Origin of the sequence: Streptomyces sp. YGL11-2, assembly GCF_050054615.1 — a bacterium.
In the GTDB taxonomy this organism is placed as follows: Bacteria; Actinomycetota; Actinomycetes; order Streptomycetales; family Streptomycetaceae; genus Streptomyces.
This window is the reverse complement of sequence record NZ_JBNHIN010000016.1, coordinates 32,263-50,340: the sequence shown is the minus strand read 5'-3', so window position 1 is coordinate 50,340 and position 18,078 is coordinate 32,263. Positions and strand designations below refer to the sequence as shown.

The window sequence follows — 18,078 nt, the reverse complement described above, 5'->3', positions numbered from 1 at the left end:
GTCAAGAGTTGTCCTTGTTCCCCACGGATGCCAAAGAGCGTTCGGATGGCCGGCTCGTCGCGCGCTCACCGCTCTGCCGGGGTGTCGCAGACACGGCGGCGAGGACGACCAGCAGCCCGGTGAGCGCCAGACTCGCGATGTCGACGCTGCCGCCCCACAGGGTCTCGGAGAGGTACGTCATGCCGGGCAATGTCGTCAAGATTGTCATGGCCGCCATCGGATGCGCACGTTGTAGGCCAATTTGGAGGATGAAGAGCGGGATGGTGATGGCGACGATGCCGAGCAGGGGGATCAGGACCAGGGGGACACCGCTGTCGTGCGGCGATCCGCCCTGCAGCAGGAAGAGGACACCCGCTCCCAGATAGGTGAGGTGGAAGCGGTGCGCGGTCACGGTGACCGGATGAGTGCCCAGTCCGCCCAACTTCTTGGAAACCAACGCCAGGCCGGACGCCCCCACTCCAGCGACGGTGACCAGGCCGAGGCCGGCCAGCGCCTCCCAGCCGATGTCCGCGCCGCCGGTCAGACTCCACGCCAGGGCCCCGCCGGCAGCGGCGAGCGCCACCGCCGTACCCCACACGAGCGGGGTGGGCCGCTCCCCCGCCCGGAAGACGAGCGCGAGCACGACCAGCGCGAGCGGGCCGACCGCTGTCTCGATCCCGCTGGCCAGCGTCGCCGGGATCCAGGCGAGGGAGACGTAGAAGCTGAGGAAGGTCGTGGCGGTGACCAGATTCATCAGCCACATCAGCCGGTTCGTACGCCGCCGCTCGACCGGGCCGGGGAGCACGACCTCGGGTCGGCGCCGTCCCCGGCGGACCAGGTGCACCGCGGTGAACAGCAGGGCAGACATGAAGAATCCCGCACAGGACAGCAGGAGGCTGCCGCTCGGGGTGAGCCGCCCCGACAGATAGCCGAAACACCCCGCCTGCATCAGCACCGACACCGAGATCAAGATGGCCGACATGTTATGCCCCGTCCTCCCCGACCCTGAAGAAGTCACCGGCGTCCTCGATCTCGTGCAGCGACTCCAGCACGCTCTCCAGCAGCGCCGCGTCTTCATGGACGAGGAAGGCGATCCCGCACGCCCCGGTCGTCAGGTAGCGGTCGCGAAGCGTCTCGCCCACCTGGGGGATCCGGGCGATGCTGTGGAAACCGGGCATGCGCCGTAGCGCCCGCAGACCGTCGACGGCCTCCAGGACGCCCTCGCGGTGGGGTCGCAGGAAGACCTTGGCCACGGTGCGGGCGGGCCCGTAGGGCAGGGCGTAGCGTCGCTCGAACTCGCCGGGTCGCAGGAAGCGTTCGACGGTGAGGTGCTGGTGGCTGTAACCGAACGCCGCATGGTAGGGGTCCGGGGCAAGGCACGGCCCCATCACCCGCGAGTTGACCTCGACCAGGCGCGGCCCCTCCGCAGTGAGCATCACCTCGGTGTGCGCGGCGCCTTCGCGCACGCCCAGCGCGTCCAGGCAGGCGAGGACGTATTCCACCAACTCCCCCTCCCTGCCCGCGCTTTCCGGGCGGGAGATGATGTGGCGCAGCATGGGGGCGTTGTCGGTGTAGTCGATGCGCTCGGCGTACAGCTCGGTCAGCAGATGGCGCCCCTTCAGGCTGACCGTGTTGACGATGTACTGGGTCCCCTGGAGGAACTGCTGGACGAGGACTTCGTGGTTGATCTCGCCCATGAGGTTGCGCGAGCCGGTGATGGCGGCGTAAGCGGCCTCGGCCGTCTCCCGGTCGGGGCACACCGTGCACCCGTCGCTTCCGGCGCTGTTGACCGGCTTGACGATGAGCGGGTAGCTGTCACCCCAGCCGTCGAGGACCTTGGACAGCTGCTCGGCAGAGGTCACGGTCTCGGTGCGGGCGTGCGGCAGGCCGGCCGCGCGCAGTGCCTCGACCATCCGGTGCTTGTCGCGGCGCGCCGGGCTGAGCGCGAGGTCGTTGTGGTCGGTGCCGAGCAGCCCGGCCAGCTGGTCCGCGGGGGCGACCCCGAACTCGCTGGCGCCGATGACGGTGTGCACGCCCAGCCGGGCCAGCTCTTGGGCGGTCCGCTCGGCGTCGTCCATGAGCAGCCGGGTGGCCGCGGTGGTGTCCGCCTCGTAGTCGTGGCGCAGATCGTCCGTGTAGACGTGCACACAGGGGGCGCCCTCCTCCCGGAAGGCGGTGGCGAGGTCGGCGCCGGTGGATACGGGATTGACGAGTGCTATCACGGAGTGGACCTTTCGAGGTTTCGGTGGGCTTCTAGGCGGTGGAGCCGGGGGCGGCGGCGGTGGGCTCCGCGTCGAGGCTCAGGCCGACGACGCGAGCCTGCTGGGCCGCGGCCCGGAGGTAGTTGACGATGGGCACGCGCGTGCCGGCGGCAGAGCCCACCGCCCACACCCGCTCCGGGGCACCCTCCGGGTCGCGCAGGACCCGGAGGTCGGGCGCAACCTGCGCCACGCGGGCGCCAGGGGCCGGCGGCGCACCGATGCGCAGCTCGCCGTCCGGGCCTACGGAGAGCGTGGGCGCCTCGAACCCGGCCGCGCTCACGACCCAGTCGACGTGCTCGGACCGGCCGTCGGGCCAGGTGACCGTCCAACCGTCGGGGTGCGGGTCGATGTGCCGCGGAGCGGCGTCGGCGACGGTCAGCAGCCCCGCGTCCAGATGGGACAGGAGCCGGCGGGCGTTGTCGAGGGGGATGGACGAGATGTAGCGGGAGATCGCGGTGCGGTGCGCGGCGAGTACCTGCCGACGGGTGCCCTCCGGCTGAGCCGGCAGGGCGTGGTTGATGCCGTCGATGACCTCCGCGATGGCGTCCTGCCACGGGACCCGGCCGGCCGCGGCCAGCTCCGTCTCGCGCCGCAGCCGCTCGTGGGCACGGCCCGGGCCGCCGAGTTGCCGGCGCAGCGGCTCGCCGCCCCCCAAGGTCCGTACGAGCCGGATCAGCGGCCGCACCAGTTCTGCCACGCTCGCACCCCGGGCGAGCTGCCGCTCCCACTGACGCCCCAGCCCGGCCGAGGTGTCGCGGCACAGCCGGGTGCGTACGGCCGGGAGCTGGCCCGAGGGAGAGGCCATCACGCTGCGCCGTCCCGCCCGGCACAGGGTGAGCACCGCGTCGATCGCGGAGAGCTTGGTGCCCAGGACGAGTACCTTCGCGTCCGCGGGGATGGCACGCAGGCGGCGTACCGGGTACGGGCTGGTCAACAGCCGTGGGGCGGTGGCCGGTGCGCGCAGGGCTGCGGGCAGGCGCGGTGCGGTGCCGCCCAGGGCGAGCACCACGTCGGTGGCGTCCACGCTCGTACCGTCTTCCAGGCCGACGCGGTAGTCGCCGGGATGTCCGCCGACCGACCGGGCCCGTCCGCGGACGTGTACGACCTTGATGCCGTCCCGCTCGGCCGCGGCCCGGTGGCGCAGAAAGCTCTCACGCGTGTACTGGGTGACGAGGTAGCGGGGCACGAAGTCCTCGCGATGGACGGGCCATCCGCGCGCCGCGAGGTAGGACAGGAGCTCCGATTCGCCCTCGGGCCGCAGCGAGGTGACGTCGACCGACGTGTTGCACAACAGCATCGGTCCGCCCGACCCGAAGGCGGGGGCGCAGCCGATGTCGTTGGGGGCGATGAGACAGATGGCGGCGATGTCGCGTGCCTGGGTGAGATGGAGAAACGTACTCACCGCGGCAGGACCGCCGCCGATGACGGCAACCTTCCTGCTCACCGTGTGCCTCCTGCACTCAAAGGGCTCATCTCTCTCTTCTTGGACTCGTCCGGTACCCCGGTGGGGAGTTGACGGCGCGGGAAACAGTCGAGCAGACGGAGCAAGGGGCTCGTCATCACTGTGGTGACCAGGGCCACCAGGGTCAGTACGGCCAGCATGCCGCGGTCGATGAGGCCGGCCTGGTACCCGATCTGGATCACGACCAGCTCCGTGAGCCCCCGGGCGTTCAACAGCACGCCCAGGACCAGCGCGGGGCGCCGCTCCATGCCCGTCAACCAGGCACACAGTCCCGGACCGGCGATCTTGCCCACGGTGGCGACCAGGAGGAGGCCGGCGAACACCATGGCCGTGGAGGCGTCCCAGCGCAGTGCGCTCAGGTCGGTGGTCAGGCCGAAACCGAAGAAGAAGAACGGCAGCAGCACGGTCTTGGCCAGGTCCGTCAGACGGTCGGCGATCGCGGCGCCGCGGCCACGGACCGGCCAGGCGAGTCCGAAGAGCAGCGCGCCGATCAACTGGTGCACGCCCAGGGCGGCAGTCAGCGTCGAGGATGCGGCGACGCCGACGACCAGGAGGACCGTGACGCCGGGAGCGCCCCGCCCGTCCTCCCGCTCCGGTATCCATCGGGCCAGCCCGCGCCGTAGCGGCCACAGGAAGAACACCGCTACGGCCGCGGCGCCCAGGCCGTTCACCACCAGACCGGGCACGCCGCCACCGTGGGCGAAGGCCACGATCGCCGCGACCACCAGCCAGCTTCCACCATCTCCGATCGCGGCGGCGAACAGGGCGAGTTGGCCCGGCTGGGAACGTGTCAGTCCCAGGTCGTCGAGGATTCTGGCGAGTACGGGGAAGGCCGTGATGCTCATCGCACAGCCCACGAAGAGGACGAAGGCGAGCGCGTTCCCCGCGGTTCCGGTGAACGCACCGACCATGGGCACGGCCGCCGCGGTGCCCAACCCGAAGGGGACGAGCAAGGACGCCAGGCTCACGAGGACGGTCCGGCCCACGGCGCCTCGCAGCCGCATCCCGGCGAGCTCCTGCCCGACGCCGAACATGAAGAGTGCCAGCCCGAGTTGTGACAGGCCCTCCATCAGACGCACCGCCTGCTGGGGGAACAGCCATGCGGTGACCTCGGGGGCCAGACGGCCGAGAACCGAGGGCCCCAGGGCAAGACCGACACAGATCTCCCCCACCACCCGTGGCTGGCCCAGTCGTTGGGCGCCCGCCCCGCCGGCCAACGCCGTGGCGAGCACGACGGCACAGGCCAGCAGGAAGTGGCCCGTGACATCCAGCCGGTGCGCGGGCACGAGGCGGTGGACGCCTTCCGGACCGCCTCCCCACACCCACCCGCCGACGCCGCAGATCACCATGGCCGGCAGGATCACCGTCACAGCGGCGGCGACCCACACCCGCCGCCGGGAACGCGGCCGGGCGGCGCCGGCCGTGTCGGCGGTGGGGGTCGGCCGTTCCGTGGTCAGCTCTGGTGCCATATCAGTGGCTTTCGAAGATCATGTCGCGGAGCAACTCGCTCGCGCCCGCGGCGATGGTGCCCGCCATCGCGTCGCGGTACAGGCGCGAGGCTGCCGCGTCGTCCAGGTAGCCCCTGGCCCCGTGGTACTGGACACAGGTCTGGGCAGCCGTCACCGCGAGTTCCGTCGCCTTGAGTTTGAGCACCGAGGCGGTGCGGGTGTCGAGCAGGCCACGGCTGTGGAGCCAGGCGGCGTGGTAGGCGTAGTTCCGTACCAGCTCGAAGTCACCGGTCAGCTCGGCGACCTTGTGCCGGACCGCCTGGTGCGCGGCGAGTGGCACGTCCTTGACCTGGTGCTCGCGCACGAAGCGGTGGAGCAGTTCCAGGCAGTATCCGACGCCGCCGACCGCGAGCAGCCCCGCCACCAGCCGTTCGAAGTCGAGGCCCGTCATGAGGTGCATCAGGGCGAAGTCGCGGCGGCCGATGAGCCTGTTCGCCGGCACCAGGACCCCGTCGAAGTCCACGCGGCACACATCGGCGCTGTGCCAGCCCGTCATCGGCTGCGGGGTGTGGGTGACGCCCGGGGCATCGGCGTCGATGACCAGCAGGCTGGCCCCGCTCAGGCCCCGGCTGCCCGTGGTCTCACGGGTCTTGACCAAGGTGACGTAGAAGCCGGCCCGGGAACCGTTGGCCACGTAGTACTTCTGGCCGCTCACGCGGTAGCCGTCCGCCCCGAGCACCTCGGCGCGGGTGCTCAGGTGGCGCAGGTCGGTTCCGGCCCCGGCCTCGCTGATGGCGAGCGCGGCGATCCGCTCGCCCCGGGCAACCGCCGGCAGCAGCGTCGCCCGCTGCTCCTCGGTGCCGAACATCCGCAGGTAGGACGTGGCCATGTAGGCGTGCACGCCGACGGCGGCCCGTACGCCCGCGTAACCGGTGCGCCCGAGCTCTTCGAGGAGGACGGCGCTGTCGAGGAAGTCGTCCCCGCCGTGGGCGAGTTCGAGCAGGCCGTGTGCGCCGAGGGCGCGCCAGCCGTCGGCGTCGATGGCCCGCTGCCGTTCCCAGGAGTCGGCGTACGGAAGTACCGCGTCGGCCAGCTGGTTCCGTATCCGGGTGCGGATCTCGTCGTGTTCGCCGGTGAGATGGGGTAAGGGCGTGCGGCCCGTCGTCGTGCTCAATTGACCGCGACCACCTGGTGCTCGGGGAGGATCTCCGTGATCTTTCCGGGGATCTTGAAGACCGCGTGCGGTGTGCCGGCCGCCGCCCACGTCTCGTCGAAGTCCAGCAGGTCCCGGTCGACGAGGAGGGTCAGTTCCTCCTTGTGCCCCAGGGGCGGGACGCCGCCGATGGAGTACCCGGTGACCCGCTTGACGAAGTCGGCGTCGGCCTTGCCGACCGTCCTGCCGAGCTGCTGGGCCACCACCTTCTCGTCCACGCGGTTGGGGCCGCTGGCGAGGACCATCACCGGCGCCCCGGTCACCGTGTCCTTGAACACCAGTGACTTGACGATCTGCCCCTTCTCGCAGCCCAGCGTGCGCGCCGCGTCGTCGGCGGTGCGGGTGGAGTCCGGCAGCTCGACGACGGTCAGGTCCAGGCCGCGCTCGCGCAGCGTCTCCTGGAACTGCCGGGCCCGCTTACTGATGGTCATGGTGTGGCTCCTGTTGGTGCGTGGTCGTGAGAGTGGCGAGCAGGGCCTTGCGGTTCACCTTGCCGGTACCCGACAGCGGAAGGCTTTCGCGCAGGTGGATGCCGGCGGGGACCATGTACTCGGGGAGGCTGCGGCGCATGTGCTCCCGTATCGACTCCGCGGTGCAGCGCTCGGCACGGGGTACGACGAAGGCCACCAGCTCCTTACCGCCGGCGGCGGCCGGGGCGACGGTGACGTGGCTCTGCTTGACGTCCGGGTGCAGGCCGATGTGATGCGCGACCTCGCCCAGCTCGATGCGGAATCCGTTGATCTTGACCTGGTCGTCGAGCCGGCCCTGGAAGACGAGGTTCCCGTCCGCCGAGAGGTAGGCGCGGTCGCCCGTCCGGTAGAGCCGCTCCCGGACGCCGTCGATCTCGTACTCGACGAACTGCCTGCGCGTGACGTCCGGCAAGCCCAGGTAGCCCGGGGACAGGCCGGGGCCGGCCAGCAGGACCTCCCCGGTCTCACCGGGGCCGCAGAGCCTGCCGTCGTGCACGACATAGGCGCGCGTGTTCTGGATCGGCCGTCCGATGGGCAGGCTCGATTCCGCCGGCTCCAGAGCGCGCACGGGGTAGTAGGTGGCGAACGTGGTGCACTCGGTCGGTCCGTAGACGCTGACCACCCGGTCCGGGCCGTATGCGGCGAGGGCCTTGGCGATGTGGGTGAGCGAGTGCGCCTCGCCGCCGGTGAGGACGGTCTCTACGTTCTCCAGTGTCTTCGGCGCCTCGTCCACCACGGTGTTGAACAGTGCGGTGGTCAGGAAGACGGTGCTGACGCCGTGCGTGTCCACCACGCGTTTGAACTCCGAGAAGCGCACGAAGGCGGAAGGATACAGCACGCACCGGCCACCGACCAGCAGCGCGCCCCAGATCTCGAACGTCGCCGCGTCGAAGGAGACCGGCGCGAGCTGGAGCAGCGTCGTCTCCTCGTCCAGCCGCGCGAAGCGCGCCCCGAACACCAGGCGGGTGATGCCGCGGTGGCGGATCGGCACGCCCTTGGGCCGGCCCGTGGAGCCCGAGGTGAAGTTGATGTACGCGATGTCGTCGGGCGAGACCTGGAGGTCGGGGTCGGCGGGGTGGCCCGTCAGCGCGTCCTTGTCCACTGTCGTCACCCGGCAGTGGGAGAGGCGCTCGGCGAGGGTGCTGCCCGGTGCGGTCACCACCCGCGAGCAGTCGGCGTCCGCCAGCAGGCCGAGCAGCCGCTCGTCCGGCCAGGACGCGTCGAACGGGAGGTAGGCGGCACCGCATTTGACCACGGCGAGCAGGGCGACGATCAGCTCCACGGACCGCTCCAGGCTGACCCCGACCGTCTCCCCCGGGCGCAGACCGTCCTGGCGCAGCCGGTCGGCGAGGCAGTTCGCCAGCCGGTTCAGCTCGCCGTAACTGACCGTCGTACCGCGGTGGATGAGGGCGGTCGCCTCGGGTCGCCGGGCTGCACAGCCCTCGAAGAGTTCCTTGACGCTGCGGTCATCCGGGTACGGCGTGGTCGTGCGGTTGAGTTCGCGGTGCGGTGCGAGCGCCGCTTCGACGTGCGTCAGCGTGCTCATCCGGCCTCCTGTAGGCGTGTGTTGATGACGTCCAGCACCTGCGAGGCGTGCGTTTCGAGGAAGAAGTGGCCCCCGGCCATCTCCAGCACTTCGCTGCCCTGCCGGCCGAACCGCTGCCAGCCGACCGTGCTGGGGTGGTCGTCGATCGGGTCCGTGCGCCCGTACATGGCGGTGACGGGGAGGTGCAAGGCCGTCCCGTGGCGGTCGTGCCACAGTTCCGCGAGTCGGATCTCGGCGTGGATGGTCGGCAGGAAGAGCCGCATCATGGTCTTGTTGTCCAGGATTTCGGCGGGGGTGCCGCCCATCTCGCGCAGGGCCTCGATGAACCCGCTGGGGGACATCTCATGCATATAAGGCCGGCGTTGGGGGTGGTCCGGGCTCCGGGAGCCGGACACGAAGAGCCGGCGCGTCATACCGGGAAACGCCTCGGAGGTCAGCTGGGCCATTTCGTAGGCCAGGCGCCCCCCGAAGCTGTGGCCGAAGAAGGCGTGTGGGCGGGCGAGGTGGTGCGCCAGCGCGCCCATGGTGTCCTGGAGCAGGGGTTCCCAGTCCTGATAGGGGGCTTCTTTGATGCGGTTTCCCCGGCCGGGCAGCCTGACGGCGAGAAGTTCTATGTGGTCACTTAAGCCATCCGACCACGCCCTGAAAAGATCGGGGCTGCCTCCAGCATAGGGAAAACAGATCAGACTGACACTCGGCCGCTTGACGGCCGGCTTGATGGTGATGACCCACTTGTCGTCGTCAGGCTGCATCATTACGACCTAACCCTCGACCGAGCCGGCGGCCGACTCGATGTTGGCAAGGATGGACTTTGCGATGTCGCGGACGCGGCTCCTGGCGAACAGGTCGTCCGGAGGCAGCGCGTCCTCGCCGTACTTCTCCTCGGCCTGGGCGATGATCCGCATGGCGGCCAGTGAGTTTCCACCGGCCTCGAAGAAGTCGGCGTGCACGTCATCGGCACGAAGTCCGATCTCCTGGCATACGGCGAGAACCCAGCGCTCGACGTCTTCCTGTGTTTCCATGATGCTCACGACTTTCAGCCCTTCTGGCGCACGGGGAAGCGGAACCCGTTGACGGTGCTGTCGACGAAACGGTTGTGGTCGTATGCGTTCTGGCCGGAGACCAGCACGTTCCCGAACTTGTCCAGGCTCGCCTTGCCGCCGAACTCCTCAAGTCCCTCGGAGTACGGGTAGACGCGTACCTGGGTGGGCAGGTAGCGGCCGGCGAAGCCGAGACGCATCTGGTCGGTGAGGCCGTTGTGCGGGTGCGAGGCGTGCATCAGCGTCGACCAGAAGATGATGAACTGGCCCTGCCGCATGACCTGCGACGCCGCCTTGGACTCGTCCGGCTTCCAGTTGGGGTCCTTCTGGAGCTGCCGGTAGTCGTAGCCGAAGAAGCCACGCCGCACGCCGTCCTTCTCCACGTTGTTGATGGCGCTCGAGTCGTACTCCATGGCCTTGGACTCGTCGTAGTTCATGGAGGTGTGGCTGCCGGGGATGAACTGGAGACAGCCGTTCTCCACGGTCGCGTCGGTGAACGCGGTCCACACGGTGATGGTGCCGCCGAACTCCGCGTCCTCCGGCCACAGGATCTGCGGGTACTTCGAGCCGGCGACATTGGAGAAGTTGTCCGCCTGGTGCCAGTCAGTGCCCTCGTCACCCGGGTACTTCGGGAAGAACTCGGATCGCCAGCACATGGTGTCGGGGCCCAGGATGCTGGACACCCGGTCCACGATCTCCGGGCGGGTGATGTGCTGCGCCAGGAAGTCGACGTCCAGGTGGCGGTCGTAGTTGGCCAGGTTGGTGTTGCCGGACACCGCCTTGTCCTGGTTGTAGATGGCCTTCTTGGTGTTCAGAAGTTTGGGACGGAGAGCCTGGAGGTTCGCCTCCATCTCGTCCTTCTCATAGAGGTCGAACGGGCCGATAAAGCCGTCCTGGTGGAACTGCTTGAGCTCCACCTCACTGAGGGAGAATTCCGTACGCTCGGTCATTACTCATCTCTCGCAATCTGCGGCCGGAGCGGCCGCGAGGAATTTGCTGATGTGGCGGTGACTGCCGCATTGCGATGGGCGGACGAAAAGAAGTGGAATTACTGCGTCCGCCAATCCAGTTCAACAGGGCGAGGTGATCTTCGTCAATACCTTCGGCGAATCGACGAAATATTTTTGGCGCAGGGGTGGGACACATGAAGAGCCCGCCCGGAGGTGGCTTCGGTACGACGTGGGAAGAGGCCGAATGCCGCGATGCTTAGCCCGGTTCGGCCTCCGCACCACCGCACCTGATCAGTGTTCGACGGGCATGCTGGAAAGCACCTTGCCCAGTCGGTTGAGCCCTTCGTCGAGGACCTCCGCCGGACGGGCGTAACTGACCCGCAGGCCCGCCTCGGAGCCGAAGACCTCCGCGGGCATCACCAGCACGCGCTCCTCGTCGAGCAGCCTTTCCACGACCGCCTGAGAGGTGGCCGACGTGCGGAGGTTGAACCACGCGAAGGGCGTGCCGGCCGGGGGCACCAGCCGCACGTGCGAGGCGTACTCGTCCGCGAACCGGGTCAACCGGCCGAGGCCGGCGTCGACGAACTCGCGGTATCGCCGCACATGCCGCTCGCGGTCCGTGAGCACATCCACCGCGACGCGTTCCCACACCCAGGAGTTCGACACCGTGGTGTACCGCTTGTAGTTGACCATCGCCGAGATGATCTCCGGTGCTCCGACGGCCCATCCGATGCGCAGCGCGGGCAGCCCGTACACCTTCGAAAGCCCCGACACCGAAAGGGCCTTGGGGTAGCGGTGGACGATGGAGTCCGCGAAGTCCAGGAGGTACTCCTCATCGTTGACCACGACGAGGTCGTGCGCGCGTGCGACATCGAGGAGGACCGTCCAGTCCTGTTCGGTGAAGCAGTACCCGGAGGGGTTGCCCGGGCTGTTCAGCACCAGCAGCTTCGTCCGCGGAGTGATCAGCCGCGCCAGGGCCTCGGCGTCGAAGGGCTCGCCCGGGCGCATCGGGAGCACGGACACCTCACAACCGATGTGGGCCGGCACCTCCCACGACTGCTGCCACCCGGGGCTGGTGGTCACCACGTGGTCACCGGCGGTCAGCAGGCTGCGGTAGAGCAGGTAGAGGGCCTCCTGCGCACCATGGGTGATCACGATGCCGTCGCCGGCTCCCGACCGCTGGTACAGACCGGCCACGGCTTCCCTGAGTTCCGGCTGGCCCCGGTCGAGGCTGTAGTCCAGCTCCCAGTCAGGGTCGAGCGTGAGGTCCCGCAGCCGCTGGAACTGCACCCCGCTCTCGGCGAGGTCGATGTCGTAGCGGCCGTGTGCTTCGGTGAAGAGCCACTGCTGGATGGAGTAGGTGGCGATCAAGTTTCTGCTCCTGTCGGGAGATTGGGTCGGGAAAGGGACCAAGGAGGTCCGGGCGTGGCGGGAGCTACCCCCGCACCGGGGTGTCCGCGGCGCCGGCCGCCGGCTCGGCCCCGGCCTCGGCGGCCGGTTGGGCCCCGGCCGTGGCGCTGTCCGCCGCGCGCTGCCGCTTGCCGAGGACGGAGTGGCGCATGCCGTAGGCGAAATAGACCACCCCTCCGATGACCATCCAGACCAGGAAGCGCACCCAGGTCAGCACGCTCAGGTTGAACATCAGCCACAGGCAGGCCAACGCGGCGAGGATGGGGACCAGCGGCACCAGCGGGGTGCGGAAGCCACGGGGCAGGTTCGGCCGGGTCCTGCGCAGGACGATGACCCCGATGGACACCAGGACGAACGCCGACAGTGTGCCGATGTTCACCATCTCCTCCAGCTTGTCAGCGGGGGAGAGCCCGGCGATCGCGGCCACCACGACGCCCACCAGGACGGTGGCCCGTACGGGTGTGCCCCTGGACCCGGTCACCGAGAGCTGTCGGGGCATGAGTCCGTCACGCGACATCGCGAAGAGCACCCGGGTCTGGCCCAGCAGCGTCACGATGGTGACGGTGGTCAGGCCGACGAGTGCGCCGATCGCGATGACCGTGGCCGCCCAGTGAACCCCGAGATCCTCGAACGCGGTGGCCATGGTCGCCTTGGTGCCGTCGGGCTTGGACTTCAGCGCCGTGTACGGGCGCATACCGGTGACCACGAGGGAGACCGAGATGTAGAGCACGGTGACGATGGCGAGCGCGGCCAGGATTCCCCGGGGCATGTCCCGTTGCGGGTTGCGGGTCTCCTCGGCGGCGGTGGCGACCATGTCGAAGCCGATGAACGCGAAGCACAGCAGGGAGCCGGCGGCCAGTACGCCGAAGATTCCGTACGTGCTGGTCTGCCCACCGAACACCAAGGAGAAGAGCGACTGGTTGCTCCCGCTGTTACCGGCGTCGGGGGTGGCGGACGGCGGAATGAACGGCGAGTAGTTGGCCGGGTCGATATGGCTGATGCCGACCACGATGACCAGCAGCACCACGGTGATCTTGATGGCGGTGATGACCTGGTTGACGCGTGAGGACAGCTTCGTACCGAGGGCCAGCATGGTGGTCAGGACGGCGACGAGCAGGACCGCCGGCCAGTCGACGTGCACGCCGGCGAGGTTGAGGGACGTGGGCAGGTGCGCGCCGGTGACGAGATCGACGGACTGCTGGAGATAGGTCGACCAGCCCTTGGAGACGACCGCGGCCGCCAGCGCGAACTCCAGGATGAGGTCCCAGCCCAGGATCCAGGCTATGGATTCGCCGAAGACGACGTAGGAGAACGTGTACGCACTGCCCGCGACCGGAACGGTCGAGGCGAACTCCGCGTAGCACAGGGCGGCCAGCCCGCAGGCCGCGGCTGCCAGCAGGTAGGAGACGGACACCGCGGGACCCGCCATGTTGCCGGCGGTACTGGCGGCGAGCGTGAACACGCCGGTCCCGATGACGACGGCGACCCCGAAGACCGTCAGGTCCCAGGCCCCCAGGACTTTCCGTAACTTGGACCGCGGCTCGTCGGTGTCGGCAATCGACTGCTCGACTGTCTTGGTGCGGAAGATGTTGTTGCGCGCCATTGGATTCCATCGGATGTGAAAGGAGTTGCGGGGCTCAGCCAAGAGTCCGGTTGAGGACGAGGTACATCGCGGTGCCGGCGACGATGGCCAGCAGTGGATTCCTCCGCCAGTGGTAGACCGACGAGGTCGCGGCGATGCCCGCGAGGCTGGGCAGCCCGTACGGGGACTGGGTGAAGTCCGTGGAGCTCACGGTGTAGAAGACGAGGATGAGCATCACGCCACCGGGCATGGCCACACCGAAGTAGCGCATGATGTCGGTGTCGACGACCCGCCGCAGGGCTACGAACAACAGGCCGCGCAGCGCGAACGTCACACCCGTGATCACCAGGATGGCGCTCAGTATGGAGATGCCGGTCATGTGCCCTCCTCCCCTGCGGACCTCTTCCGCTGGAGCAGGTACCAGCCGAGCAGCATCGCGACATAGACGGTGAGCGCGACCGCCAGGAAGCTCCGCTCACCGACGCCGAGCGCGACGAACCCCGCTGCCAGCCCCATCAGGGTGGGCGCGGAATCCTTGCGCTTGTAGAAACAGTCCTGCGCGAGCACCACGAACAGCGCCGTCAGGACGAACGACAGCCCCTGGATGGACGACGGCAGGGCGAAGGACAGCAGCGCTCCGATGATGCTGCCGCCCACCCAGTAGGCGTGGCTGAGGAGTTGGATGAAGGTCAGCCGATTCGCGGTCATCTCCTGCCGCGGGATCGTGGCCAAGAGCGAATACGTCTCGTCGGTCAGGGCGAAGGCACCGTAGAGGCGTCGCCCCCAGCCCCGCAGCAGCTGCATGGGAAAGGACAGGGCGTAGAAGACGTGCCGGAAATTCACCGCCAACGTCATCACCGCGACCTGCAGCAGCGGAGTTCCCGCCGTGATCAGGCCCACGGCGAGGAACTCCATCGACCCGGCGAAGATCAGTGCCGCCGACAACGGTGCCCAGTACCAGTCGAGCCCGCTGTTCACCAGCAGGATCCCGAACGCGGCTCCGAGCGGGGTGTAACCCATGGCCACGGGGATGGTGTCACGCACCGCGCGCCCGAAGTCGGCGCGCGGCGACGAGGTGCTCCCGGCCGGCTCGACGCCCCGGGTCGCGGCCTCAGTCATCGACCTTGACGGTCACCACGATCACGTCGCGCCGCGCCTGGCCCGGGAGTTTCGGCGTGAAGGGAGAGACGTAGTGCTTGACCGCCTTGTCGTCCAGGATCAAGGTCTCCCCGGCATTCATGACACGGTCGAAGACGATGATGTCCTCGCTCGTGGCGTCGGCGATCATGGACGTGCCGCCGTTGACGTTGTGCTGGGCGATCGCGTTGACCACCACGTAGTCGAAACCGTCGTGGTGAAAGCCCTCCGGCGCCGGATATCCGGTGTGCGTGTCGTCGGCGGTGACCCGCATCTGGTGGACGCCGATGGTCAGTTCCTCGCCGTCGAACATCCCGCGCAGGTGAGCATCCGCCATCAACTGCTCGACGAACTCCCGGGCCTCGCGCCCCAGCGGTGCGAACCTGCGCTGCATACCGCCGGCGTATGTGTTGATGTCCGAACTCTGAAAGAAATCGCCTTCCTCGACCCATAGGATCTCGTCGCCCTTTACCCGTCCTTCACCGAAGGACCGGTAACGGAAAACGAAGTCACCCTTGAGGTAAGGGTCTGCACCAAGCCTGTCGAAGCTGTCCAGCAGCGGCTTGGAGATCTTATCGATGCTGTTGCTGACCGTGTAATACATGAGGTTCCTCCGGGCGCCATCTCGCTTGACGGCGACGGTGGTTAAAGATTGAAAGGAAACGTCGACACGGGAAGAGGATTGCCTTGCGGAGCGCCAACATCGCCGATCCGTCCCATGGAATCCCACACAAGGAAATCTGCGCGCACGCGGGCGACTGGCCACAACATGTGACATCGCCCCAGGTGACGGCCCTTGGCGGGGATGCGTGAAGACCACAACCGGCTCCACAGGGGAGCCAATGTACGTGAACCGCGGCGCCATTGAACACCAGTTCACCGACGGCTTGTTGGAGCTCTAGCGCACAGTCATGTCCGCCGCGCTCCTCGGCCTTCACCACAACCGGCGTTGACAGTAGCCCCTGCGATCAAGATCGACAAGCGGTTAGGTCCGGGGTGCGCGACCGAGCCCCTTGCGGCACCGGGCCATCGGAACCGCTTCCCGCATCGAGATATGGATCACACAGGGACCCTCTTGATCTGGGCTTTTGCACTCGGTTTGACTTCCGGCCAGTGGACCGACCGGCCCGGCACGCTCCGGACAGCACCAAAGAGTTCATCAGGGGGAAACATGAAGCGCCATAAGCTGCCGTTATCCAAGCGCAGTTATCCGACTCACTCCGGCCTGCCCGCTTCTCCGAAGCGGCTTGGGTTCCTGTTGACCCACCGGGCTGAACGGACACCGGACCGGGAAGCACCGCTGTTCCACGGCCGCCACACGACGCGGCTCCACTTGCGGGCCCGCGGCCGGCACGTGGGTGGACTTCCTCGCGAGCCGGCGCGGCCCCTGTGCGATCTCGTCGGGCCCGTGCACGGTGGACGACGTCCCGACGGCGCCCGGGTGCGGTGTCCTCACGGAGAAAAGTGCGCCCGAGACGTACAACGACGTCGCGACGGCCCACCACAGGCCCCGGATGCCCTCGGCCAACTTCCCTGCCGATCAAGGGCGTTGCACACATCGCAACCTGACGGCTGCGCCTGGACACCGCCAGACGTCCGCTCCGCCCCCGTCGTGTTCGACGACGTGGGCGTCCTCCTCGGCCTGGACGTCGGCAAGAGCACCCATCACGGACACGGCCTGACTCCCGCCGGCAAGAGGGTCTTCGACGAGCAACTGCCCGAGAACGAGCCCAACCTGCGGGCCGTGCTCGACAAGCTCACGGCGAAGTTCGGCACCGCCCTGGTGATCGCGGACCGGCCCGCCTCCGTCGAAGCCCTCCCGCATACGGTCGCCCGGGAAGCAGGCTGCGAGGTCACCGTTCCGGGACGTGCCAGGGGCTCGACGACCAGACCGCCGTGGTCCCGGGCACCGGCACCCTCAACATCGTGCTCCCCTTTCTGGACCGCTGGCTCGCCGCCGTTCACGAACAGCACGTACCACGAGGGAGACACTGGTCAGATGCGCCCAGGGGCGGTGACGGCCGCAACTGGTCGATGTGCTCGACCACTTCCTCCAGCGCGGTTTCCCTCCATCGGCGGTCCGCCGACGCCACCGAACCGCCGACATGCCGCTTCCCGGGAGCCGGGCCGGCCTGCCCTGTTCACGGAACAGGCTCACCCATCGCCTCACCGACCCCGCACCGCAGCCGAGTTCGGTGGCCTTCGCCCGATCCCGGAGCGGATCGCACGGATCGTGGAGGGGGACGCGGGCCGTTGCCCGGCGGTATGGCTCTGATCGACGTCAACAATCCCCGACGCTGGAGGACCGGTGGCGACACAGCCTCTTCGCCCCGGCTGACCGCGCACTGACACCCGCCCCGAACGTACCGCCCTCCACACCTTCGTACGCACCGGTTCGGACCACGGCGCACCGCCTCTGATCCGTCACGTGCGCAGTACGACAGCTCACCCGTGGCTCCGCCTCGAAGCCGCCGACGACGACGGCCGCCTGATCAAGAACCCCGGCAAGGCTCACCGGACGGCCAAGGCACCAAACCCTCGGAAAGGAGGCCCTGTCGGCAGAAAGGCCGGCTCCCGGAATTCTGGCGGCCCGCCGGTTCCGCGGTCCTCAGGGAACTCTGGCCGTGACGGCCGAATTCCCTGTTTCCCTCGGCGTCGTCTTCCTCGGGCGGCGCAGCATTCCGATCGCGATGCCGGTGATGACCAGAGCGGTGGCGCACCACGTCAGTGCGGTCATGCGCTCGCCCTGGAAAATCGAGGCGGATGCGAGACCGAATACCGGAACGAGCAACGAGAACGGCGCCACGGTCGGGGCGTCGTAGGTACGCAGGAGATAACCCCACGCGGCGAATCCGAACAGCGTTGCCCCCCACGCCACATAGAGCGCGGCACCCACTCCGCCGAGGTTCAGATGGTGCAGTGCCCGCAGGTCCGCGTCCCGGCCTTCGAAGAGCACGGAGATGAGCGCCAATGGGAGGGGTGGCACGACGCTCACCCAGACCATGAACCGGAAGGCGTCCGGCGGACCCGCCTTCCGCATCGCGATGTTCGACAGGCCCCAGCACGCCGCCGCGCCCACGACCAGCAGGAACCCGGCCGTCGTACCGGCCGTCGAGTCCATCCCGGCCAGCACGATCCCCACCGTGGCGATGGCCGTGCCGGCGATCTGCACCCGTCGGGCGCGCTCCTTCAGCAGCACCGCGGCGAAGAGCACGGTGAACACCGTCTGGCCCTGGAGCACCAGGGAAGCCGGCCCCGGGGGCAGCCCCTCGTGCATTCCGAGGAACAGCATCCCGAATTTCATGATGCCGAGCGTGATACCGACCGTGACAACCCAGCGCCAGGGGACTCCGGGCGGCCCGACGAAAAAGACCGCCGGCAGCGCGGCCAGGAGGAAACGCAGTGCGGAGAAGAGCAGTGGTGGAAAATCGCGCAGCCCCACGTCGATCACTACGAAGTTCGTGCCCCATACGGCGGCGACGGCCACCGCGAGGGCAACGTGTACGGGCTTCATGCCAACGGCTCCTGAGGACACGGCTTTTCGGGATGCTCCATCACAACAGCCGCCGTCCGTAAGGGC

General features: G+C 68.5%; 16 protein-coding genes and 1 pseudogene. 1 reads left to right on the top strand and 16 read right to left on the bottom strand.

All coding sequences use genetic code 11. The annotated features are described in order from the left end of the window. Position 1 precedes the first annotated feature (1 nt). From ACO1BR_RS19665 to ACO1BR_RS19595, 15 genes are all read right to left on the bottom strand, one after another. Positions 2-961: a hypothetical protein gene (locus ACO1BR_RS19665; protein ID WP_426796377.1), complete on the bottom strand. Its 960-nt coding sequence runs from the start codon at positions 959-961 to the stop codon at positions 2-4. 1 nt (position 962) lies between these two features. Continuing rightward, complete coding sequence (locus ACO1BR_RS19660) at positions 963-2,201, bottom strand: ATP-grasp domain-containing protein (RefSeq protein WP_426796376.1); 1,239 nt, start codon at positions 2,199-2,201, stop codon at positions 963-965. A gap of 31 nt (positions 2,202-2,232) precedes the next feature. Then, positions 2,233-3,684: an FAD/NAD(P)-binding protein gene (locus ACO1BR_RS19655; protein WP_426796375.1), complete on the bottom strand. Its 1,452-nt coding sequence runs from the start codon at positions 3,682-3,684 to the stop codon at positions 2,233-2,235. Continuing rightward, a complete protein-coding gene (locus ACO1BR_RS19650) occupies positions 3,681-5,171 on the bottom strand; it encodes a cation:proton antiporter (protein ID WP_426796374.1) in 1,491 nt (496 codons plus the stop codon). Before ACO1BR_RS19650 ends, ACO1BR_RS19655 begins: the two co-directional genes overlap by 4 nt. Position 5,172: 1 nt before the next feature. Continuing rightward, positions 5,173-6,324: an acyl-CoA dehydrogenase family protein gene (locus ACO1BR_RS19645; protein WP_426796373.1), complete on the bottom strand. Its 1,152-nt coding sequence runs from the start codon at positions 6,322-6,324 to the stop codon at positions 5,173-5,175. Next, on the bottom strand, positions 6,321-6,794 hold the full coding sequence (locus tag ACO1BR_RS19640) for a YbaK/EbsC family protein (RefSeq protein WP_426796372.1): 474 nt from the start codon (positions 6,792-6,794) through the stop codon (positions 6,321-6,323). The genes ACO1BR_RS19645 and ACO1BR_RS19640 overlap by 4 nt, the downstream gene beginning before the upstream one ends. Next, positions 6,781-8,379: an amino acid adenylation domain-containing protein gene (locus tag ACO1BR_RS19635; RefSeq protein ID WP_426796371.1), complete on the bottom strand. Its 1,599-nt coding sequence runs from the start codon at positions 8,377-8,379 to the stop codon at positions 6,781-6,783. The genes ACO1BR_RS19640 and ACO1BR_RS19635 overlap by 14 nt, the downstream gene beginning before the upstream one ends. Continuing rightward, positions 8,376-9,134: a thioesterase II family protein gene (locus tag ACO1BR_RS19630; protein WP_426796370.1), complete on the bottom strand. Its 759-nt coding sequence runs from the start codon at positions 9,132-9,134 to the stop codon at positions 8,376-8,378. The genes ACO1BR_RS19635 and ACO1BR_RS19630 overlap by 4 nt, the downstream gene beginning before the upstream one ends. A gap of 6 nt (positions 9,135-9,140) precedes the next feature. Next, positions 9,141-9,401, bottom strand: a complete 261-nt coding sequence (locus ACO1BR_RS19625; protein WP_426796369.1) for an acyl carrier protein — start codon at positions 9,399-9,401, stop codon at positions 9,141-9,143. 14 nt (positions 9,402-9,415) lie between these two features. After that, entirely contained in the window at positions 9,416-10,369 is a 954-nt protein-coding gene (locus tag ACO1BR_RS19620; protein WP_426796368.1) for a chlorinating enzyme, read from the bottom strand. Between the two features lie 291 nt (positions 10,370-10,660). Beyond that, complete coding sequence (locus ACO1BR_RS19615; RefSeq protein WP_426796367.1) at positions 10,661-11,740, bottom strand: pyridoxal phosphate-dependent aminotransferase; 1,080 nt, start codon at positions 11,738-11,740, stop codon at positions 10,661-10,663. A 64-nt stretch (positions 11,741-11,804) separates the two neighbouring features. Next, complete coding sequence (locus ACO1BR_RS19610) at positions 11,805-13,382, bottom strand: amino acid permease (RefSeq protein ID WP_426796366.1); 1,578 nt, start codon at positions 13,380-13,382, stop codon at positions 11,805-11,807. A gap of 34 nt (positions 13,383-13,416) precedes the next feature. Continuing rightward, positions 13,417-13,740: a branched-chain amino acid transporter permease gene (locus ACO1BR_RS19605; RefSeq protein ID WP_426796365.1), complete on the bottom strand. Its 324-nt coding sequence runs from the start codon at positions 13,738-13,740 to the stop codon at positions 13,417-13,419. Then, positions 13,737-14,480, bottom strand: coding sequence for an AzlC family ABC transporter permease (locus ACO1BR_RS19600; protein ID WP_426796364.1), 744 nt, complete (start codon positions 14,478-14,480; stop codon positions 13,737-13,739). Before ACO1BR_RS19600 ends, ACO1BR_RS19605 begins: the two co-directional genes overlap by 4 nt. Further along, positions 14,473-15,102, bottom strand: coding sequence for a 2OG-Fe dioxygenase family protein (locus tag ACO1BR_RS19595; protein ID WP_426796363.1), 630 nt, complete (start codon positions 15,100-15,102; stop codon positions 14,473-14,475). The genes ACO1BR_RS19600 and ACO1BR_RS19595 overlap by 8 nt, the downstream gene beginning before the upstream one ends. A gap of 1,008 nt (positions 15,103-16,110) precedes the next feature. Here ACO1BR_RS19595 and ACO1BR_RS19590 point away from each other — a divergent pair. Then, positions 16,111-16,371 (top strand): annotated as a pseudogene (locus tag ACO1BR_RS19590) (IS110 family transposase); the annotation flags it as partial. A gap of 735 nt (positions 16,372-17,106) precedes the next feature. Here ACO1BR_RS19590 and ACO1BR_RS19585 read toward each other — a convergent pair. Further along, a complete protein-coding gene (locus ACO1BR_RS19585) occupies positions 17,107-18,012 on the bottom strand; it encodes an EamA family transporter (protein WP_426796362.1) in 906 nt (301 codons plus the stop codon). Positions 18,013-18,078: the final 66 nt, after the last annotated feature.